This window comes from Enterococcus florum (genome assembly GCF_004309355.1).
Taxonomy (GTDB): Bacteria; Bacillota; Bacilli; order Lactobacillales; family Enterococcaceae; genus Enterococcus_A; species Enterococcus_A florum.
On record NZ_BJCC01000034.1, the window covers coordinates 51,823 to 73,596 of the forward strand.

Below are 21,774 nucleotides of genomic sequence, written 5' to 3' on the forward strand. Positions count from 1 at the left end.
TTTCCCCCTAGTTTGGTGGCTGATAGGATTTATCCATCACCACGACTGGTTTAATCACTTCTCCGCCTAATGAATCCGCTTCAGCTTGGTTGATGTCTTCAAAGTCATAGAATTTAACGAATTGATCGAATGGAAACTCTCCGCGTTGATAAAAATCGATCAAGTTCGGCAAGTGGAACTTAGCGATCGTATCCCCAATCAGTACACCTTGAATTTTTTTGTTGCCGAAAACTAATTCAAAGAACGTATTGACTTCAAAATTGCCTTTCGTAACGGCTAATGGTACAAAAGTTCCCGAATTGCTCAATGACCCCAGCGCTTGTTTCATTACCGGCTGTACCCCAGTAGAATCAAGCACATAATCTAAGCCCCTGCCTTCGGTCAATCCCATGATAAATTCTTGCGGGTCCGCCTCTTTGCTGTTGAAGATATGGCTGGCTCCTAATTCTTTGGCTGTTTCTAAGCGTTTGTTATTGATGTCGATCGCAATGATTGGGTAGCAGCCGGCAATTTTTGCTGCCATAACTGCCGCAAAACCAACTGCACCAGTCCCAAATACAGCGATGCCTTCCCCAACCTTTGGCTGCAGGACACTTAAGACGGCCCCGCTGCCTGTTCCTAATCCACAGCCTAAAGGTCCCATCAAACGTAAATCTACGTCTTTGGAGATTTTCACGATGTTGGATTCGTCCGTTAAACTGTAAGTCGAGAAGGAAGATTGATTGAAGAAGTTGTTGACCTCTTCCCCATCCTCTGTGTGCAAAATGAATTCTCCACGCGGATTTTTCCCTAAATTATTAACAGTAAACCATTTTTCACATGAAGATGGGTGACCTTCTGCACAATGTTTGCACTCGCCACAGTAGGCATAAGACAAGATCACATGATCGCCGACTTCAACTGACGTCACTGCATCGCCAACTCTTTCAACAATCCCAGAGCCTTCATGACCCAATACATTAGGAAAGTTTAAGCTGTTTCCATTTCGTTCGCCATAATCGGAACGGCATAGACCAGAAGCCACGATTTTAACTAAGACATCCTTTGCTCCAACTTCTGCTAATTCCAATTCAGTAATTTCGTATGGTGCACCTTTTTCTTTGACTAACGCCGCTTTGATTTTCATTCAATAAATCCTCCTCTACTTGTATTCAAATTGTTGTGCTTGCTCTTCCCCTAAAACAACTCGTTCTGCGCCTTTGGAAAGTGCAATCATTTCATGTTCGCCTGCTTCAACCACAACAGGCGCAATAAATTCGACCCTTTTTTTCAATCCGCTGACTACTGCTTTGGAATGTGCGACACCGCCAGTCAGGGCGATTCGGTCGACTTGACCGCACGCCACCGTGGATAATTCACCGATGCCCTTGGCGATCTGATAGATGAAGGCCTCATAGACCACTCTTAATTCTTCATCGCCTGCTTCGATTCGAGATTCGATCTCCCGGGCGTCGCTGGTCCCAGCGTAGGATTTTAATCCACCTTCCCGCTTGTAGATCCGCATCATATCTTTTAAACTATGCTCGTAACACAACGGCATAATATATTTCAGCGGCAATCCGCCTGTTCGCTCGGTCGAAAATGGGCCTTCATCGTCAGAAATCGAATCGATCATCCGTCCTTTATGGTGGATACTGATGGAATTTCCACCACCCAAATGAGCCACGATCAAGGTTGCTTCGTTATATGGAATCCCTGCCTCTCTGGCTACCTTCATAGCCACCGCACGCATGTTGAGTGCATGACCAATGCTTTTTCGCTCGATGCCTTTCAACCCAGAGACGCGGGCCACATCGTCGAACTCATCGACTGACACCGGATCATAAATCAAAGCAATCGTCTGTTCGTTGCCGTTTTCCTTGATCTCATGAGCCAAAATCGCACCTAAATTTGATGGGTGGTCGATCGTCGTTACGTGCTTTAAATAGTGAATCATAGATTCGTTGACCTCAAAAGCCCCCGAAGAGACTGGCGGCAAAATGCCTCCGCGGCCCACTACGGCATCTAATTCTTGCGGTGAAATGCCTTTTTCCTCCATAAAACTCAAAATAATGTCCCGTCTAAAATCAATCTGATCGATGGTTCGCTGAAAATGCTGCAGGTCTTCTGTCGCATGCGAAATGCTCTGCTCTTCAACGATTGAGCCGTCATTGTAATACGACACCTTGGTGGAAGTCGATCCCGGATTGATGGCTAAAATCTTCATTCGCTCACGCCTTTCTCCATTGATGAATATGAATCCAATCATTCTTGCCTATTCATTTTGACAACTCTTTCCTCCCCATCATCCTGTAGAGTAGCTAGAGAGGAAAGAGGCTGATTAGTCCTCTTTGCTGCAATACATGGCAACGAGGATCGAATAGGCTTTTTCTTCTTCGGTTGACCCTCTTGAGGTCATCACGATTGGTACAGCGGCTCCCATAATGATCCCAGCCATTTTTGCTCCAGCGAGGATCGTCAGGCTTTTGCCCAGCACATTCATTGTTGTAATATCTGGACCCACCACGATATCTGCATCACCAGCTACTGGACTGTTGTAATGCTTCAGCTCAGCCACCACTGGGCTCAATGAAAGGTCTAATGAGATTGGACCATCAATAAAGCATTTGTCAGGTGTTTCTGCCTGGATCTCCTTCATGAGTTCTTCTGCTTCGATCGTTGAAGCAACTTTCGGATTGACATTTTCAGCCGCGGCCAAAAGTCCGACTTTCGGTTTTGCAATCCCAATCTTATTCATTACTTGAACACCATGATCAATTAAAATTTTCTTTTCTTCTTTCGAAGGAGCCAGAACCATTCCACCATCCGTCGTCAGCAACAGCTTATGGTACGCCGGAATCTCATTTAACGCCACATGGCTCAGCAAACCGCTTTTTGCGATTCCGTCTTCTTTGTTTACAACCGCTTTCAAGAAAGTCCGTGTTTGAATATGTCCTTTCATCAGAAAATCAATTTCCCGGTTTTTGACCATCTGGACACCGATTGCTGCGCACTCTTCCTCAGAGGCTGCTTCAACAACTGTGGCAGTTTCTCCCAACTCTCCCAATAGAGTGATGATCGTAGCTGCCTCACCAATCAGGACCGGGTCTAAAAACGCTCTCACTTTTTCGTTAAATACAGATTGAATCGTGACTTTGTCGTTGGCACAAACCACGCCGATCCGAATTTTTTTCTCACTGCTGAAATTTGCCAATAGTTCCTCAAACTTTTTCATCATTTATCACCTAATCCCAAGGAGAGCCATCGTGCTTTGGTTCGATCGGCATTGCGATCCGCAACGTGTTGATCAAATGCTTGTAGCTAAGATTTTCTGAGATGATGTTGTTGCCCCAAGAACCGCACCCTAAGGAAACAGTTGGGCTCAAGCCGTTAGCTGGTGATCCCCCTGCATCAATGGTTGGTTGATTGATGACCAGACGGCTGACTGGCAGTTCATTTCCAGCATATACCATATGGTCTTTATTGTGTGTGAACAATCCTGCTGAATGTCCCGCTCCTTCTAATAGAAGATTTTCTTTAGCATAAGCAACAGCTTCTTCAAACTCGTCGTAAGCCAATAATGCTAATACTGGTACCATTTTTTCTTTGCAGAATAGTTCTTCTTTGCCTGCTTTGTCTACTTTGACCGCAATGATTTGTGCACCTTCTGGAATAGCTACGCCCGCTGCTTCTGCGATCACACCCGGATCTTGTCCGATCATATCCGGATTTGCACGGCCTTCTGGGAACACCGTATCTCTTAGTTTTTGCAAGTCGCTCTCGTCTGTAATTACAGCTGCCTGCTTGTCTTCCAATGCCTTGAAGACTTCTGCTTCCTTACTTCTTGGATAAATCAAGCTTTGCTGACACGCACAAACGATTCCATTATCAAAGGAACGACCAATCACAGTCAGTTCAGCTGCAGCCTCCACCTCAAAATCGTCATCTAAGATCGCTTGCACATTTCCCGGTCCAACGCCATAAGCTGGTTTGCCGCTGGAATACGCGGATTTTACTAGTCCTGGTCCGCCAGTTGCAACGATCACATCTACGGATTTCATCAATTCTTGCGACATTTCAATACTAGGTTCTTCAATCACTTGCAGCAGGTCTCTTGGTGCGCCAACACTGACAAGTGCTTCTCTCATTAATTCAATGGTTTCTTTTGTGGTTTTTTTCGAACGAGGATGCGGCGATACGATCATGGCATTTCTTCCTTTCAATGCCATCAATCCATTGCCTAACGGCGTGATTGTCGGATTTGTCGTAGGAGTAACGGAACCAATAACACCAACTGGATGACCCATTTCAATAAGTCCTTCTTCTGGAATCTCGCGCAACACCCCAACAGATGGTTTGTTCTTCAATGCGGCAAAAATATTGGTAGCCATTCCCTGGTTTTTTCCGATTTTGTGATCCAATCTTCCTAAACGAGTTTCTTCGATCGCTAATTTTGCAAGTGGTTCAGCCTGCTCAAAAACTGCTTTGGACATTGCATACAGCATCTTGTCTACTTGCGCTTGATCATACTCACTGATTTCCTCCATTGCAACACGTGCCTGTTGTACCATTTCCTCAATTGTCATAGTGATAAAGCTCCTTTCATATTTTTACATACACCGATGTATGTTTTAACGATTTAATAATACCACGTATGAAAGCGCTGTCAATTTAGTGAAAAAGGTAACTTGTCGATCTTCGTTTTCAAAATGCACAAATTTGTTTATTCAATCGTTTTAAAAATAGAGAAAATATTCTTTTCAATAATTTCCAGTGTATAATTCTCTACGACCTCTTGAGGAGTGCCAGAGGCATACATTCCTTCGAAGTAACTATAAAAGAGACTTGCCAGAGCATTGGCCTCCGCCAGAGGAACTTGCTGCTCCACCAACCCATCTAAAAAGAAGTAGTATAATTTGGCTTTTGAATCCTTAATTTTTTCCAGCAATACCGTGAATTCCGGGTGCTGCTCAATCGTTTGGATCGAGCGCTGCAGGAACTTAAAATTACTGCTGTCTTGGTAGGATACAAAAATGATCCGGACCACTTTTTCTTGAAAAGAGAGTCGTTCATCCTGGATGATCTGCTGCTTTTCTTCATAGACTTCTTCTAAAATCAATTCGATCAAATGGCTAAACAGCTCGGATTTATTGGCAAAATGCCAGTAAGCTGCGCCCCGACTGAGCTTAGCATCTTTTGATATTTTATCTAATGAGGTGTTCTCGAAGCCGACCTCATAAAAATTTTTAAATGCGGCTTTTAATAGGTGTTTTTTGGTGATTTGACTGTCTGCTTTTCGTGACATAAAAAGTCCTCCTCGTTTGGCTGCTGTTTTTTAATAGGCAATGGATCTGGCACTTTATAAAAGCGTGATCTCCACCATAAGATAACAAAGTGAAAAATCCAAAAAGTTCATAAAAAAAATATTTAAAAATTGTCAGTTTTGATAATTCGCTACGATTGTGAATGAATACTCAATCTTTCCGGCTGATTTTCGCATCTTTTCTCCTAAATTATAACACGAAGAATCTGAGCCTTCACTTGCAGACAAAAAAACAGCAACCCAAAATTTCTTGGATTGCTATAATTTTTGATTATTTTGTTCTGACTGGCAGCCAGATTTCAAAGCTTGCGGCGGCTGGGTCCATATTCAGATACACTTCAATATCTGGTTTTTCAGCATATTCAAAGCCCGAAGTCGGCAGCCATTCGGTGAAAATCGCCTGTTGCATGTCTTGGATCGCATGAGGCATAGGCCCTGTCCCAGAAAAGATCGCCCATTTAGCTTCTGGCACTTCAAATTGATGGAATCCTTCCGGCACCTGCTCTGCGGCAACACCGATCACGTATTCCCACTCCTCTTGAATCTCCCGCGTCATCATGCTGACTCCCATGACTCCTGGCGTATTAGGGTCCATCAAAGGCACTAGCTGTTGGACCTTTCCGCTTTGAGCCGTGTCGTTCCAGAACTGTGGAATTTTCTTCTGTGAGGTTTCCATGTCCTGATCAAGCGGGATCGATACTCCCGTCACCTTGAAGGCTGCTTTGTCTTCTAAACGATATTCCATTGCTTCCACTCCTTTTACTGTAAGTGTGAAGGTCAACATTGGATAGCTGGTCAATGTAGTTCCTGATTTTTTGGCCTCTTGAGGGGTCACACCGTGCACAGACTTAAACACTCGGTTGAAGGAGGTCGGCGAGTCATAGCCATATTTCCCAGCCACGTCGATGACCTTCATTCCCTGTTGCAGATCCACTCCTGCCAAGCTCATTTTTCTTCGCCGAATGTATTCCCCCATCGTTGCGCTGGCGATGTAGGCGAACATCCGCTGATAATGATAGGTTGAACAGCAGGCCAATCGTGCTGCTTCTTCGACTGAGATTTCTCCTGTCAAATTTGCTTCAATGTACGCCAAGCTATCATTAAACTGATCGATCCATTCCAATAGGTTGTTCCTCCTGTCAGTCTCCTTCTGACACCTTCAGTCTAAAGGATTCGGTTTTTTCTTTCCTCTTCATTTTTGCACAATTGAAAGAGTTTTTCACTAAACATTTCATAAAGCGCTGTCGATAAAGAGCATAAAGACCGTTTTGCTCTTTGCAGAAACACAGGAGCCGTGAAAGGTCTCATCATTCAAACGTCAGTTTTTCCAGTCGATCAAAGGCTTCCGCCAACAGCTCCAGCGATTGGGTTGCTGCTAGGCGTACATAGGCATCGCCGACCGTTTCACCGAAAGCTTTTCCGGGCACAAAAAGTACGCCCGTTTGTTCCAATACTTCTTCAACAAATGCTACCGAGCCTAGTCCCGACCTGCTGATGTTGACGAAAGCATAGATGCTGCCGCCAACAGGTGCTAAACTCATGTAAGGAATCTTTGCTATACGCTCTTCGATGTAATCCAAGCGTTCCTTGAACAGCGCTGTAGTTTTAGGAACGATCTCATCGGCGTGCTGCAAAGCGTAAATAGCGGCCTGCTGCGAGATACTAGGCGCCGAATAGGTCACACTTTCGTTGATCACACCTGCCGTATGATTGACGTAATCAGGTGCGATCACATAGCCCAATCGCCAGCCTGTCATAGCATACCCTTTTGACAGACCGCTGATGGTGATCGTATGCTCCGGTGCTAAGCGCGCCATCGGGACAAACGTTTCTTTAAATGCAAAATCTTCATAGATTTCATCGGAAATGACGAACAGATCATGGTCGATCGCCACCTTCGCGATCCCTTTAAGCGTTTCTTCAGAAAAAACCGCCCCTGTCGGATTATTCGGAGAATTGATCAAGATCGCTTTGGTATTGGGAGTGATCGCCTTTTTCAAGTCTGCCACATCCAACTGAAATTGATTTTCCTCATAGGTGGGAACGATCACCGGCGTGCCGCCTGCCAGCAAGACCTGCTCTTTATAGGGAGAAAAGAACGGCTCGTGGATAATCACTTCATCCCCTGGATCTAGTATAGCTTGCATAATCAAATACATCCCGTGAAGAGCGCCTACGGTGACGCGCACCTGGTCGAGCCTGAATGCCAGGTCGTATTTTTGCTGGTAATGAGCAATGATCGTCTGAAGAAGTTCTTTTTGTCCTGCTGGAGAAGTATACTTTGTTGCTCCTGCTTTGGCGGCTTGAAAAGCAGCTTCTGTGATCGCTTGATCGGTGATGATATCTGGATCACCGATCGATAAATCGATGATTTCTTCCTTTTCTTTAGCTAAAACGGCAATTTTCATCAACAAATTATCTGCCGGTTGTTGAAATTTTTTTGCCAATTTTCGTTTGTCCATCCTTACTCCCTCTTTCCTACAAGACCTTGTTCAAAAAGTCTTGGGTTCGCAGATTCTTCGGCTGTTCAAAGATCTGCTCTGGTGTGCCTTCTTCCTGAATCACCCCATCGGCCATGAAGATCACCCGATCAGCCACTTCTTTGGCAAAGCCCATTTCGTGGGTCACTACGACCATGGTCATGCCTTTTTCGGCCAAATCCTTCATAACCGCTAGCACCTCGCCTACCATCTCTGGGTCTAATGCCGACGTAGGCTCATCAAACAGCATCACATCCGGATTCATCGCTAAGGCGCGAGCGATTGCTACCCGTTGCTGCTGACCACCAGACAAACTGCTGGGGTAAGCTTCCGCCTTGTCGCCCAATCCGACCTGATCTAGTAGGGCCAGCGCACGTTTTTTTGCTTGTTCTGGGTCTTCTTTTTTGATTTTAACAGGTGTGATAGTTAAATTTTCCACTACACTCATATGTGGGAACAAATTAAAGCTTTGGAACACCATCCCCATTTTTTGACGCAATTGATCAATATTGACATCCGGCGAGGTGATGTTTTGTCCCTCAAAGAAAATTTCTCCGGAAGTTGGTTCTTCCAATAAATTCAGACAACGCAGGATCGTACTTTTTCCGCTGCCGGAGGGTCCGATGATCACGACTACCTCACCGGCTTTGACAGATACATCGATCGATTTTAAGACCTGATTGTCTCCAAATGACTTCGATAATTGTTTTACATTAATCATTAACACCTAATCTCCTTTCGGCGAAACCAAGCAATCTTGAAATACAGAAGGTCAACACAAAGTAGATCAAGGAAACGATCACATATGGCAGAAACGGCTTGAAGCTGGCTCCTTGAACCACACCTGTCTGGAAGATCAATTCCGAGACCCCGATGACAGAGACCACGGAGGATTCTTTGATGATCGTAACGAACTCATTTCCTAATGCAGGCAGGATATTCTTGATCGCCTGTGGGAATACGATGTAGCGCATCGCTTCTTTTTGGTTCATTCCCAATGAACGGGCCGCTTCAGTCTGACCTTTATTGACAGCATTGATCCCGGCCCGCACGATTTCTGCTACATAGGCTCCGCTGTTTAAGGAGACTGCGATACACCCAGCCACCAGCTTAGATAAATCTAATCCGAGTACTCCAGTTCCAAAATAAACGATAAAGATTTGAACCAGCAATGGTGTTCCCCTTACATATTCAATATAAGCGACAGCCAAATACTTTAACAGCTTGTTTTTGCTGAGCTTCATCAGAGCCAGCAAACTGCCGATGATCATGCCGAACAAAACTCCGACAAAAGCAAGCAGGATCGTGTATTTTGCTCCATTAATATAGAAGGGAATGTATTTTTGGAAGAAGGACTCCTCTTCTTGGAACATCAAATCATTAGCTTCTTTTTTGTATTGGTCCACTAGATTTTCTTCTTCGATTTCTTGGATCGATTGATTGACCGCCTGCATCAAAGCGGGCGTATTTTTCGACATGGCGATCGCGGTGACATTATCGCCGTTCTCAAACTCGACTGGCGCAATCGCTAGGGTTTCATTGGTTTGAACATAGGCTTCAGCGATCGCTTTTTCCACGATCACACCATCCACTTTACGGTTAATTAGGTTATTAACCAGATCAGGAACCTTCTGCAAAGAGGTCACCTCAGAGCCGACCAGCTCATTGTGGGCTAATTCTTCCTGCAGGGTTTGCTTTTGTGCTCCGACAGGCACACCATCAAAGTCAGCCGTCGAATTATATTGATTGACATCGTCTTTTCTGACCAGCACTCGTTGACTCACAGTGTAATAAGGATCAGAAAAATCGACTTCCTTCAAGCGTTCTTCAGTGATCACCATTCCAGAAATGACCAAATCGACTTTGCCGGTCTTCAATGACCCCAACAAGGCATCAAACCCCAGTTCTTCCACACGCAGCTTCACCCCTAAATCTTTGGCGACCTTCTCAGCAATGGAAACATCAAATCCCACTACTGTATCTTTGCCGTCTACTTCTGCGTGAAATTCATAAGGCGCATAGTCGGCAGAAAGCCCGACGACCAGTTCACCATTTTTTTGAATTCTTTCGTACACCGGATCGGTTTCTTCTGCACTGGCTGCTGCAGGCAACAGGCCGACGACCAGTAAAAGCAGTGCAACGATCACACCTAATTTCTGTTTCATTTCATCCACTCCCATTTTATGAATAATAAATTCAATAAAATCGATAATAAGTATAAATATACATTTTATTCGATTGCATTTATACTATCATACTCGTTATAATATGGAAAGATGAAAATGAATATTCAATGAAAGAAGAGGAAAAGATGAGCCAACCATTGATCGTACGGGGTGCTCCCCAAGAATATGAAATAAACCAACACGCTTGGCAGCTGCTGCCAGCGCACTTAAACAAACGCAAGCTTGCGAAGCTGCTGATTTTACATGGCGATGCTTCTTGGCGAGCTGTCCAGCAGTACTTCCCTGATGTATCAGATTTTGCTGCTACGTTCTGCTATTATGGCGGGCAATGTACTGATGTCGCGGCGGATCATTTTGCCGGTATTGCCCAAGAGAAACAAGCAGAAGCCATTATTGCTGTGGGTGGAGGGAAGGTTGCGGATTTAGCTAAATTGACGGCCTTCCGTCTTCACCTGCCGATCATTATTCTGCCGACATTAGCCGCGACCTGTGCTGCCTACACCCCTTTGAGCGTGGTATACAATGAAGAGGGCGTAATGCTGCGTTACGATATTTTCCACAAGGCAACGGATTTAGTCTTGATCGACCCGGAAATTATTCTGCATTCCCCTTATGAACTGATGGTCGCCGGGATCGGGGACACTTTAGCGAAATGGTATGAGGCCGATGCGGTGATCTCACAGCTGACAGTCAAAGCAATCGAGATCCAAGTCGCTGAATTTGCTGCTAAAAAATGCCGTGACCTGCTGTTGGCCGAAAGCCGGTCCGCCTTGCAGGCAATGAAAAATAAAACCTTGAATCAGGCCTTTATTGATGTCGTAGAAACGAATATTCTGTTGGCTGGGATGGTCGGCGGGTTTGGAGACGAATACGGTCGGACTTCTGGAGCCCATTCGATCCATGATGCGTTGACCGAGCTTCCGCAAAGCCACCATTTGCTCCATGGCAATAAGGTCGCCTATGGCATATTGGTCCAATTAATGATCGAGGGAAAAACTGAAGAGATCCACCGTTTGCTGCCTTTTTACCGGGAACTGCAGCTGCCAGCTAGCTTAGAAGAGATGGGATTGAACCTAACAGAAGCAGAGTTTCAAACGGTCGGTGCTCGTGCTGCCGAACCAAATGAAAATATCCATTTTATGAAACAAACGATCACTTCCGAAGTGGTAGTAGCTGCAATGAAGCAATTGGAAAGGCTGAAGGCGTAACATGTCGCGCCTAAAACTTCGGGAAGCTCTTGGAATGATCCGGTCCGCCGCCGAATAATTCAGTAAAAAATAAGCGGTCACGATCGAAAGATCGTTTCCGCTTATCCCTTGTTGACGTTATGCGTTTGGTTAAAGCCGTACAGTCACTTCATGTACTAACGCGCTAAAAAAGCTTTCCTGTCTTTACGGCGTAGATCGTTAATGAGATAAGGATCAACAAAGCGGTCGTTTCCAGTAAAAGATCCGAAACCTTTACGGAATGCTTCGCGGCATCCTTTTCCTTCTTTATCACCTGCAAGCCTCCTGAGTGAGGGGCACCGTTAGCTGCGATGCCGCTAAGTCGATCGTATACTGAATGTCTTGATTGCCGCGAACCGTTTTTTCAAAATCTGTTCCGAACACCGCTACTCCGATCTGACGTCCTGCCGGCAAATGGTAGATCGTTGGATGCAATTCCAATTCGATCTCCACGAATTCTCCAGCCTTCAAGTCATCATTTTTCCACGGATAGTGGCGATTCTGCAGATTCATATGTCCTCGGGTGATCAGCTTGTGGTCGCTTTCTCCAGCTAATTTCAGTTCCACTAAATTGTCTTCACGCCAATTGTACCCCAGTTGCAGGCCTTTTAAAACCAATACATCCGGCACTGGCTTCAAACGTTTGGCTGGACCAAAGTCGATCAACTCCACACTCAGCATCCCCACATCCTGACTCGATGCCACTCTGATTTTTACCGTTGGGCGGCCATTGATAAAGAGCTCGTCAGAAAGCACAGCCGTCTTGGCCAAATAGCGATGGCCGTCCATTGGACCTGCCTCTTTTACTTCTTTTTCCCAACGCTCGATGTTCTTGGTATAGCTAGTAAATTGTTCATTTGGCAGCTGATCGGAAAAGGTGACTGTGCCCTCCTGCGCCATTTCAGCCAAACGATCCTCTCCAAAGAAATACGTCTTCTTCTCTTCTCCTTGCCAATCCGTCAATGTCTCCCAAGTTTCTGCCTCTGTATTTTTTTGATACACGATATCCGGCAGGATTTCCTTGGCGCCATTTTCGATCCCGTACAGCTTATGGCTCAACCAGAGATTCATCATATCCTGAAAGTCGATCGAAGGCACATTGTTGATGTAAATGTGCTGACCCTGATGCAGGATCAATTTCTTGGCAACAGGAACCTCTTTCAACGCATCCCATAGATCAGCGACCTGTCTTGGCTTGACGTTCCAGTCATTCAATCCATGAACCATCACGACGTCACATTGGATATCCTTGATGAACGGCAGATAATTGCGCTCATCCCAAAACGTGTTGTAATTGCCTGTCTTGCGGTCCTGCAGCTCGGCCATTTCTTTAAGATAGTTCATGAAAAATTCTTTGCTGTGGAGATAATCCCCAGCATTTTTCATTTTACTGAAGGTCTCGATCGCTAACACATCTGCGTCTTCTCCCGGAAATCCGCCGGGTGCGATCACCAACCCGTTGTCCCGATAATACTGGTACCAGTTAGAGATCGCCGCTTCAGAGATGATCGTTTCCAGCCCTTCCACCTGACGCGTGGCACAAGCCGTTGCCAAAGTTCCTAAATACGATTTTCCTGTCATCGCCACTTTTTTGTTGCTCCACCACGCTTTGATCCGAACATTGTCTGTTCGATTGGTGAAGGCCCGGCGATTGCCTGCAAGCCATTCAATGTAAGCAACCATTGCGGTGGTTTGTTCGACTGATCCACAAGTCTGGATGCCGTCCGAGTCTATGGTACCGATACCTGCACCATAGACGACCGCGAACCCGCGCGCCAAGAAATAGTCATTCAATGTATGATTGTTTTCCTTAGTAAAGCTTTCCGTTGCATGAGTCGCCTTGCCCTCCACTGGGCGTTCTGGCGGCAGGATTGGTTCGACAGGCTGATAGCGAATGTCCTCATACGTCATCTCATTTGGTTCTTTTCGTTCCAATGGTACATTGACATCGTAGGTCAGCTCTTCGCCTGCAGGACCATTGACCCCTTGGCTGTAAGGACTGGCGGTAAACAAGGTTGGTACTTTGATTCCTTGTTCCGTTTCAGCAGGCCGTAAAATTTCCAACTTCAATAGATCGCGTTTGCCATCTTGATCCGTGTCCAGTGGAGCTTCCACATAGACCACCTCGCGGATTAATTTGGACGTGTCAAACACTGCCTGGGCCTTGCCATTGAAAAAGAAAGGTTTGCTGACTTCCTTGTCTAAGAAAAATCCCTGGTTTGCCAGCTGATCGATCAGACACAAGCCATTTTTTGTATGTGTGTTCAACAAGGTATACCACGCTTCGATGATGGTATCTACCTCTGAAAAATCACCATCGACTGTCGGGAGATTAATGGCGCTCAGGCCTTCCTCGAGCTTCGTTGGATCAAAATCGACTCCCGCCTCAAACTCCAGCAGCTGCAAGGCCACGGTGTAAAAGGTCTCACGGCTGATCGGCTGCTTTACTTGGTAAAAGTCAGCTAGATCCGTCGTTGGATTGGCTAACAAATTGCCGATTTTAGCTAAAAAACCGGCTTCGTCTTTGACCGTCACAAGGCTTCTGCGTAAAAAATCAAAATAAAGGGCGGTACTGTCGCCCACGTTTTTGCTAGCTGGATAGCCAATTGCCCGAAGTTCTTTTTTGGCTGTTTTGATGGAAACAGTGATTCGGCCGAACTGGTTGATTTTCATGTAAGTCGCTCCTTTTATTCCAAAATTTGTCACTTGATTCTACCTTATAGACAGGCATATTTTTAAGAAAAACTACTTGATGGACGATCATCACGAACAATTTCATTATAACAAACCCGAGATTAAGTGTTGGTTAGAGTTCAATGAAATCTAGGCTTTGGTCGAGGTGTCTCTAAGAAAAAAAGACCATCTGTTTCTTAGAAAAACAGACAGTCTCTGAGTTATTCTTGGTAAGCTAACTTGTATAAAGATGAAATCAACGCTTCGACGCCTGTCGTCAAGTCTTCCAGCTTCGTAGCTTCTGCTGGATTGTGGCTGATGCCGTCAATACTTGGGACAAACAGCATAGCGGTAGGAACAAAGGCCGCAAAAATCTGCGAATCGTGACCACCGCCGCTATCCATTAGCTGATACGCGATCCCTTTTTCACTGCAGGCCTTTTCCAGCACCCGAACCATCTCGCGATCCATCGGTACTGGAGGCTCATCCATGAAAAGATCCAACTCAATCGTCAGACCGTTTTCTTCGGCGATCTGCCGCATGTCTTTCTCAAGCTCCTCCCGGAAATTTTTCAATACTTGACCATCCGGATGACGACAATCGATCGAAAAGGTCACTTGTCCAGGAACGACATTTACCGTATTCGGAGTGACCTCAGCTTGGCCAAAGGTCAAAACCAAAGGTGCTCCAACTTCTCGCGCTTTTTCGATCCCATGAGTAACGATCTTAGCATAGCCGTATACCGCGTCTTTTCGATAGGCCATCGGAGTGGTTCCCGCATGGTTAGCCTGGCCTTTTAGTGTAATCGTATAACAGGTTTGGCCGACAATATTCTTAATAATGCCGATGGGAAGCTGCTGCTGTTCTAAAATCTGTCCTTGTTCAATATGGATCTCGAGAAAGGCTTTGATGTCTTTACGAATCGTTTGCGATTTTCGGAAATCGAATCCCGCTTGGTGCATCGCCTCAACAAACGAAACCCCATTCAAATCATGGGTGTGTTCGACATCCTTGCGTTCTGCCAAGCCCCAGATATTTTTGCTGCCCCAGAAAACATAAGGAAAGCGGCTGCCCTCTTCCTCGGCCATCGACACCACCTCTAAGTTGCGCAGCGGCTGTCCATACGTCTCCACTAAAAAGCTGATCGCCAGATAAGCAGCGGCTACGCCATATTGTCCATCAAGTGTTCCACCCTGATTGACCGTATCCACGTGAGAGCCGGACATGATCGTTTCCTGCGGGTATTTGCTGCCTTCGATTCGACCAAACAGATTGCCTACTTCATCAAAGGAAGCCGTCATCCCTGCTTCTTCAAATTTTTGTTTCAACCCCTGTTGCGCGGCCTGCCAGTTTTTGTCATACAAGAACCGGCTGACGCCCCCAGCCTCGTCGGCGCCAAAGGAAGACAGCCAGTCAAGTGTTGCTTGGATTTTTTCTGCTAATGATTGCATCGTTTATTTCCCTCCATAATTATCCCTTGTTTCTCTACTCCTGATTTTACCTTACTCTAAGCAACACTGCCATTAAGTTTTGTGGAACGCAAAAAACCTAGCAAGAGCTTTCTTACTAGGGGTTGTTGGCTGAGCTATTGGGCAAGTTTTCCAAATCTTGCCGATCATACAACTTGTCTCCATGATCAGAAACACTGGGAAATCCATCGGAAGCTCGAAATTTCTTCAGTTTTTCAACGTTCTCGAGATAAATTGATTTTCCGATATTCAGATCTGGATCCAAAACATTTTGTTCTCGTTCACTCTTGATCATCAATTTGCTTTTTCGATTGAAACTATACAAATGATGTTCTCCTCGTAAAAAGATCAGCAGGTTGTCATCATCGCCCCGCCATTTTTCAGCAACGATACTCTTGGGCAGATGAATCAGCCAGCGTTTGCTCTCAAAGTAGATCGTGTACTCAACATCCTCCGGAAGCGTAATGACTTCTCCAGTACGTGGGATCGTCACTTGTTTTTCCGGCAGAACTGTTTTAGAGATCTTCGTTACCTCGATATCGTCTTTAGCAAGTGACACATCGTCGATCCACCAAACTACACCAAAAAAGCCGACGATTCCAACCAACAGCACTCCTACTAATGAAGCGATCAGGACTTTAAACCATTTTTTGCGTTTGCTGTCAAAACTCAATTCCTGAACCATCTCTGTGTCTTCACGCAAAAGACTCTCCAACGAAATCTCGAAAAGATCACTTAGCTGAACGACTTGCTCAAGGTCAGGGTAGCTTTTGCCATTTTCCCACTTCGATATCAGCTGCCGTGTGACGAAAAACTTTTGGGCCAGATCCTCTTGCGTCATATTTTTTTCGATACGTTTTTCTTTGATGATTTTACCAATATCCATTCATTCACATGCCCTTTCTGCACTTATTGTAATATATCTCAGCAGAAAGTGACATCTTTTATTAATAAATCGAGGCCGCAACAGAAGGTAACACGCGTTTTTACAATACTCTATTTGAATGTTAGGTTTTATTGCCTCTTCGTTCTGCGGATGTTTCAAATTGTTTCTCGTTATTTATTTGCTGCTCTTGCAAACTGAATTTAGATTAAGAACGGAAGTGATAAGATGTCCACCCCCACAAAACTCAAGCAACATTATCCACTTTTAGATGCCGCTCAATATTTGGCAGCCTTGTTGGTCATTTTGGTTCATTGCGGTCGATTGGCAGAAAGTGATTTTTGGCATTTTCTTCTCAAAGCCTATTTAGGCAGAATGGCTGTTCCGCTTTTTCTCATATCCAGCGGTTATTTTTTTCGCCAAAAACAAAAAGAGAACATGGGGTATGCTAGAGCCTATTTTTCCAAACAATGCCGTACTTACCTATTCTGGAGTGCGATTTACCTGCCCTATGGTGTTTGGTTTCTTCAAGGGTTGAGCCTGCCAGCGGCTTTTTATCCATTCGCGGTTCCAGTCGGATTGGGATATTTAGGTTTTTGCTATCATTTGTGGTATTTTCCAGCTTTATTTTTTGGATTGATACTGGTTAATCGATTAAAAAGACATTATTCTTGGCTGTTCTGCTTTGGTATCTGCTTTCTTTTGTATACCATCGGTTCTATTGAAACCTACAGCGGCTTTCTAACAGACGGCTGGTTAAAAACAATGTACGAAACATATCAGCGTCTGTTTTTTACTACTCGAAATGGATTGTTTTATACGCCAGTGTTTCTATTGATCGGCTTTTTCATTGCGGATCATCCGAAACACCGCTTTTTGCATAAATTCCTTCTAACCAAATTAATCATCAGTTTAGGACTGTTGGCATTAGAGCTGTTTCTAGTTTGTCAAAAAGAAGGTGACGACAAAAACTTTTTGTTCATGTTGCTGCCGGTCTCCTTGTTTTTGCTGTCCTGGCTGTTGCAGTCAGAAAACTTTCTATCCGTTAATTTGGCGCATTTACGTCCTCTCGGACAGCTGATGTTTTTTTTGCATCCGCTCTTTTTAGAAGGCAGCAAAACACTGCTGTACAAATGCGGAATTGTTTCATTTCAAGGTCTGCCATTATTTTTCCTGACCTTGGCCGCAACACACTTTACCGCAAAGATGATCATACATTTGAAAAAAACAGCAGCTTCCCCTTTCCTGCTTTTAAGGAAAGAACTTAAATGATTCTATGTACCTATCCATGGATGACACTCCAACGATTCAAAAAATAGGGCAGGATGAATACATTCTATTTCGATCACCTCATTTTTCTATTCAGACACAAAAATACGGGACAAAGTCACTAAATTCCATGACTTTGTCCCGTATCGTTTCTAATTCAATAACGATTTCATAAACCTGCGCAGCTTTTTATTGGCCATTCGTAATGACTAGAGATGGCAGAAACAAAGGAACTGCCAGCGGACTGTCTCTGACCCAAGACTAAACACCTTCAAAAAAACAGTTCCTCATTTGTAAAGGGGTCGACCAGAGAAATTACTTTTGATGACTGCTTCGCCATAGAAGGTTTTTTGATGAGCTTCTTAAAAGACCGCATTCACGGCTCCAATGGTTTTCCAGTTATAGCCTCTTTCAAAAATGGTTTTTCTTTACCAGATTTACTTCGATCCAATGGATCAAGAGCAGCTGCCATTCATAAAACGGATCAGCACGTCGTGGCTGTTTTTATATCGTGTCCCTTGTATGCTTCCTTGGCTTTTCCTACCTCAAGAGTAACTTTTTCCTCGTCAGTCTTTATTAGCCGCATTGACAAAGTGATCGTTAACTACTAAAAAGCGAATAAAATTGAATAACACCTAAATTTCAATAAGTGGCTAACTTGCACTTGAAATTTAAGTCTGTTTTAAAATGACGAAAAAGCACATATTTTGATATTTTTTAGGTCGTGACTAAGAAAATAGAAGATCAAAAAACTGAACTTATCAGCCTTTAATCTCCTATTTTTCTCAAAGTTTGATACTTGTTCAGTTGTTGAGCTGTTACACAGCAGATTTCAACTTCATATTTTTCTTGCTTTTTTTGTAATACTGCCGCAAAAAGAAAAGGGAAAACAGCAAAGTGAGCCCTTCTGTGACTGGGAGGCTCACCCATGCCCCCGTTATCCCACAAATCCTTGCCAAGATGATTACGAATGGAATCAAGAAAATATACCCGCGGAACAACGCTAACGCAAAAGCTTGCTTGGCCTGTCCAATCGCGGAAAAGAAAATACTAAAAACCATATTCAACGAGGAGCCGAATAACGATAAAAAGAAAATCGGTATTCCAGCAGCGGCTAACTGAATCAACAGGGGATCGTTTTCCCGGTTAAAGGCTGAGATGATCGGATATTTTAGGAAAAACAGAATCAGATACAACCCGATCGCCATAATAAAGCTAGTTTTTAAGCCGAAGGACAACGTTTTTTGAATCGTCTGGATTTCTTTTCTATTCACCGCACGGCTGATTAATGGCTGTATTCCTTGGGCAACCCCCGTAAACAAGGAAAGGGCGACAACCAGAACGTTCGCCAAGACTCCATAAGCAGCAATCGCGATATCCCCACCTAACCCGATCAATACTTGATTAAACACTAAAATACTGACACCAGTACTCATTTCTGCAAGAAAAGAAGAAAGTCCAAGCTGGATACTTTTAGTAATCGTTCCGAATTCAGGGATTGCCCAGCTTAATGAGAGCCGACGCTTTGAAAAATTGCGATGCGTACTCAAAATAGCCAGACTGATTACTGGAGACAACACTGTAGCCAATGCCGCACCGGCCATGCCCATGTTCATTGGAAAAACGAAAATATAGTCAAAGATCATATTGAATACACTTGAGAAAATCATCGCCTTCATTGCCAGTTGCGGATTCTGATCATTTCGAATGAACGCCAAGCATAAATTGTTCAAAATGAAAAACGGCGCCATCACTAAAATAAAGCGCATGTACATCGTCGTCAAATCCACAGTTGCGCCGCTGGCACCTAATAATAGCGCTAATTGACGGCTGAAACAGATCCCGACTATTGTAAAAAAAAGCCCAATGAGTCCCCCAACGATCAGTAGTTGAGAGAAATAATTGCCGCTTCTCCCCTTTAATGCAAAAAGCGTCGCGCCACCCATTCCCAGCAGCAAACCCAGACCCGTCAGCAGATTAAATAAAGGCAACGCAATATTTAAAGCCGCTAAGCCTAGTACACCCACCCCATTTGCGATAAAGAACGTATCCGCTAAAATATACAGTGACAACCCTAGTGTGCTTAAAACGCTGCGTGTTACATACCCTTTGATCTCATTCATTTGATATTCCCTCCACAAAAAAATAGCATCCTACCCTCCTATGGCCTATGGGGTAGACTGCTACTAAAAACAAAACCCGGCGATTTTGCTAAAAGTTCTTCATAATTTCTCTCCATTCTAGCAACAAACGCATGAAAAGGCAACCACACTTTTTTAAAAATCAAAATACATGAGTCGTTCGCCGTTTGCTGGATCATATCTTTGACTATCAATAAAACCAAATCGTTGGTAATAGGGAATGATTTTTTTATTCTTGTCATGCACACTTAAATAGATGCGATTGATCCCATAATGCTCCTTCATAAAGTCCATTAATAAAGAAATAAATTTAGTGCCGTATCCTTTTCCTTGAAAGTCCGTACCGATCATGATTCGATCCAGCCACATCTCTTTGCCTCGTTTAGCACCAACCATGGAAAACCCCACTAACTGAGCGTCATCATATAACGCGAGTGGACGCCATTGGAGTGATACATCATAAGCGGCCTCCAATAACGATTGTGCGTTGCTTTCGATAAAATCCTGCTGATTTTTTGAGACGGAGAGGGCAACGATCTTACGCCAGTTTGTTTCATCGACATCCTTAATTAATAGACTCATAAAAAAGCCTCCTCATTGTTCAAAAATACTATTTGTTAGCTACGGTATCAAAAATAGCAAAAAACAGCAATCGATAAAGCCGAATGCCGTGTTTTACTCACACTTTAGAAAAAGCAATCTCATGATCAGAAAAGGATGCCGCATGGATCAACCTAACAGTTAACTACGTATGGAAGGCATAAATGCCTGAACCTAAAGCAAAAGCAACTAAGACAGAACCGATGAAGGTGAGCGTTGACTCTCTTTCGTCTTGTGCTTGCTGGATAAAGCGTCCGGTAGTAGTGCCATACTCCCTGACACGAAGATGCTGCACCTTCAATAATCATCCTACTGGCTTCGATAACCTACCTGATCCTCGATCAGACGTTTGCTGCGATCAAATTCTTGATACAGATTCTTGGAACATAAAGTGCCTTCCGCCCGATTGGTTTAAGTCCCACTACTGTCTAAATCCATTTTAGTTTGTAATAGTTCTCTTGATTCACAGCATACACTGCTGTTCCGCCTTTTTCCAAACAAAAAAACATCCAAAACAGAAATCATACCTGCTTTGAATGCTCCTCAATCATAAAATAAATCTTTACCTACCCAAGCACTCCCACCTGCTTCTTCCGCTCCAGCTTCTTGGCATAATAAGCCGCTTCTCCTTTTGTCGCATAGACAAAATGGCCAGGAGCGATCTCTTGCAGCTGACGGTGCTGCCCGTCGTTGGGTTCGACTTGGTATTTGATTCGTTTGCGTTGGCGTTCGTAAATGGGATCGGGCATCGGGATGGCCGACAGCAGGCTTTCGGTGTAGGGATGAACGCCGGAATAATAAATGCCATCGCTAGTGCCGATCTCCAGCAATCGGCCATTGTGCATCACCCCGATACGGTCGCTGATGTGTTTGACCATCGAGAGATCGTGGGCGATAAACAGATAGGTCAACTGGCGTTCCTTTTGGAGATCCTGCAGCAGGTTCACCACTTGTGCCTGAATCGAGACATCCAGTGCGGAAATGGGTTCATCACAGACGATGAATCGTGGATCAACGGCCAAGGCTCTGGCTATACCGATCCGCTGCCGCTGCCCCCCGGAGAATTCATGGGGGTAACGGGTACCATGATTGGGATTTAGTCCAACAGTTTTTAACAACTGATTAACCCGCTCGCTGCGCTTCTGACTGGATTTTGTTAAGTGATTGACGTCCAGTCCTTCTGCAATGATATCCTTGACCTTCATTCTGGGATTTAAAGAAGCATAAGGGTCTTGAAAAATCATTTGCACGTCTCGGCGAAAGCGAGTGTTGTCTGCTTTGTCCTTGATAGTCATAATATCTTGGCCTTCAAAGAGGATTTGGCCTCCTGTAGGCTGGGTCAGGCGCAGGATCGAACGACCGGTAGTGGATTTCCCACTGCCGGATTCGCCCACCAATCCAAAGGTCTCGCCTTGATGAATAGTAAAACTGATGTCGTCGACTGCCTTGACTTGGTTCTTGCTGCCGACATTAAAATATTGCTTGAGTCCTTTGACTTCTAGTAAGACCTCTGCCATTTGGGTTCCTCCTGATTCGTTTTGCTTC

19 protein-coding genes are annotated in these 21,774 nt (G+C 44.5%); 2 read left to right on the forward strand and 17 right to left on the reverse strand.

Going from position 1 to position 21,774, the window contains the following annotated elements:
• Nucleotides 1-7: 7 nt before the first annotated feature.
• The 9 genes from NRIC_RS17125 to NRIC_RS17165 form a co-directional block, all read right to left on the reverse strand.
• Nucleotides 8-1,126 (reverse strand): NAD(P)-dependent alcohol dehydrogenase, encoded by a 1,119-nt coding sequence (locus NRIC_RS17125; RefSeq protein WP_146623934.1) that lies wholly within the window; start codon nucleotides 1,124-1,126, stop codon nucleotides 8-10.
• Nucleotides 1,127-1,141: 15 nt separating this feature from the next.
• Nucleotides 1,142-2,206 carry a butyrate kinase gene (gene buk, locus NRIC_RS17130; protein ID WP_146623935.1) on the reverse strand — a complete coding sequence of 355 codons (1,065 nt, stop codon included), beginning with the start codon at nucleotides 2,204-2,206 and terminating at the stop codon, nucleotides 1,142-1,144.
• A gap of 114 nt (nucleotides 2,207-2,320) precedes the next feature.
• The gene (locus tag NRIC_RS17135) at nucleotides 2,321-3,214 is read right to left on the reverse strand and encodes a phosphate acyltransferase (protein WP_146623936.1); all 894 of its coding nucleotides are present in this window, start codon (nucleotides 3,212-3,214) and stop codon (nucleotides 2,321-2,323) included.
• 10 nt (nucleotides 3,215-3,224) lie between these two features.
• A complete protein-coding gene (locus tag NRIC_RS17140) occupies nucleotides 3,225-4,565 on the reverse strand; it encodes an aldehyde dehydrogenase family protein (RefSeq protein WP_146623937.1) in 1,341 nt (446 codons plus the stop codon).
• A 137-nt stretch (nucleotides 4,566-4,702) separates the two neighbouring features.
• Complete coding sequence (locus NRIC_RS17145) at nucleotides 4,703-5,284, reverse strand: TetR/AcrR family transcriptional regulator (RefSeq protein WP_146623938.1); 582 nt, start codon at nucleotides 5,282-5,284, stop codon at nucleotides 4,703-4,705.
• A 289-nt stretch (nucleotides 5,285-5,573) separates the two neighbouring features.
• Complete coding sequence (locus tag NRIC_RS17150; RefSeq protein WP_146623939.1) at nucleotides 5,574-6,425, reverse strand: AraC family transcriptional regulator; 852 nt, start codon at nucleotides 6,423-6,425, stop codon at nucleotides 5,574-5,576.
• A 184-nt stretch (nucleotides 6,426-6,609) separates the two neighbouring features.
• Nucleotides 6,610-7,764: a pyridoxal phosphate-dependent aminotransferase gene (locus NRIC_RS17155; protein ID WP_146623940.1), complete on the reverse strand. Its 1,155-nt coding sequence runs from the start codon at nucleotides 7,762-7,764 to the stop codon at nucleotides 6,610-6,612.
• Between the two features lie 16 nt (nucleotides 7,765-7,780).
• Nucleotides 7,781-8,503 (reverse strand): amino acid ABC transporter ATP-binding protein, encoded by a 723-nt coding sequence (locus tag NRIC_RS17160; RefSeq protein ID WP_146623941.1) that lies wholly within the window; start codon nucleotides 8,501-8,503, stop codon nucleotides 7,781-7,783.
• Nucleotides 8,496-9,947 carry an ABC transporter substrate-binding protein/permease gene (locus NRIC_RS17165; protein WP_146623942.1) on the reverse strand — a complete coding sequence of 484 codons (1,452 nt, stop codon included), beginning with the start codon at nucleotides 9,945-9,947 and terminating at the stop codon, nucleotides 8,496-8,498. The genes NRIC_RS17160 and NRIC_RS17165 overlap by 8 nt, the downstream gene beginning before the upstream one ends.
• Nucleotides 9,948-10,093: 146 nt before the next feature.
• On the opposite strand from NRIC_RS17165, the gene NRIC_RS17170 reads away from it, so the two are divergent.
• Nucleotides 10,094-11,176: an iron-containing alcohol dehydrogenase family protein gene (locus NRIC_RS17170; protein ID WP_146623943.1), complete on the forward strand. Its 1,083-nt coding sequence runs from the start codon at nucleotides 10,094-10,096 to the stop codon at nucleotides 11,174-11,176.
• A gap of 163 nt (nucleotides 11,177-11,339) precedes the next feature.
• On the opposite strand, the gene NRIC_RS19760 is transcribed toward NRIC_RS17170, so the two are convergent.
• The 4 genes from NRIC_RS19760 to NRIC_RS17185 form a co-directional block, all read right to left on the reverse strand.
• Entirely contained in the window at nucleotides 11,340-11,468 is a 129-nt protein-coding gene (locus NRIC_RS19760) for a hypothetical protein (RefSeq protein WP_265416123.1), read from the reverse strand.
• A complete protein-coding gene (locus tag NRIC_RS17175; RefSeq protein WP_146623944.1) occupies nucleotides 11,465-13,867 on the reverse strand; it encodes a Xaa-Pro dipeptidyl-peptidase in 2,403 nt (800 codons plus the stop codon). Before NRIC_RS17175 ends, NRIC_RS19760 begins: the two co-directional genes overlap by 4 nt.
• 221 nt (nucleotides 13,868-14,088) lie before the next feature.
• Nucleotides 14,089-15,318: an allantoate deiminase gene (gene allC, locus NRIC_RS17180; RefSeq protein WP_146623945.1), complete on the reverse strand. Its 1,230-nt coding sequence runs from the start codon at nucleotides 15,316-15,318 to the stop codon at nucleotides 14,089-14,091.
• A 115-nt stretch (nucleotides 15,319-15,433) separates the two neighbouring features.
• Entirely contained in the window at nucleotides 15,434-16,222 is a 789-nt protein-coding gene (locus NRIC_RS17185; RefSeq protein ID WP_146623946.1) for a helix-turn-helix domain-containing protein, read from the reverse strand.
• A 225-nt stretch (nucleotides 16,223-16,447) separates the two neighbouring features.
• Here NRIC_RS17185 and NRIC_RS17190 point away from each other — a divergent pair, with 225 nt between their 5' ends.
• Nucleotides 16,448-17,491: an acyltransferase family protein gene (locus tag NRIC_RS17190; protein WP_146623947.1), complete on the forward strand. Its 1,044-nt coding sequence runs from the start codon at nucleotides 16,448-16,450 to the stop codon at nucleotides 17,489-17,491.
• An 815-nt stretch (nucleotides 17,492-18,306) separates the two neighbouring features.
• On the opposite strand, the gene NRIC_RS17195 is transcribed toward NRIC_RS17190, so the two are convergent.
• From NRIC_RS17195 to NRIC_RS17205, 4 genes are all read right to left on the reverse strand, one after another.
• Entirely contained in the window at nucleotides 18,307-19,611 is a 1,305-nt protein-coding gene (locus tag NRIC_RS17195) for an MATE family efflux transporter (protein WP_146623948.1), read from the reverse strand.
• Between the two features lie 153 nt (nucleotides 19,612-19,764).
• Nucleotides 19,765-20,211 (reverse strand): GNAT family N-acetyltransferase, encoded by a 447-nt coding sequence (locus tag NRIC_RS17200; protein ID WP_146623949.1) that lies wholly within the window; start codon nucleotides 20,209-20,211, stop codon nucleotides 19,765-19,767.
• A gap of 163 nt (nucleotides 20,212-20,374) precedes the next feature.
• Complete coding sequence (locus NRIC_RS19360) at nucleotides 20,375-20,524, reverse strand: hypothetical protein (protein WP_175580141.1); 150 nt, start codon at nucleotides 20,522-20,524, stop codon at nucleotides 20,375-20,377.
• 271 nt (nucleotides 20,525-20,795) lie between these two features.
• Nucleotides 20,796-21,746 (reverse strand): ABC transporter ATP-binding protein, encoded by a 951-nt coding sequence (locus tag NRIC_RS17205; protein WP_146623950.1) that lies wholly within the window; start codon nucleotides 21,744-21,746, stop codon nucleotides 20,796-20,798.
• Nucleotides 21,747-21,774 lie beyond the last annotated feature (28 nt).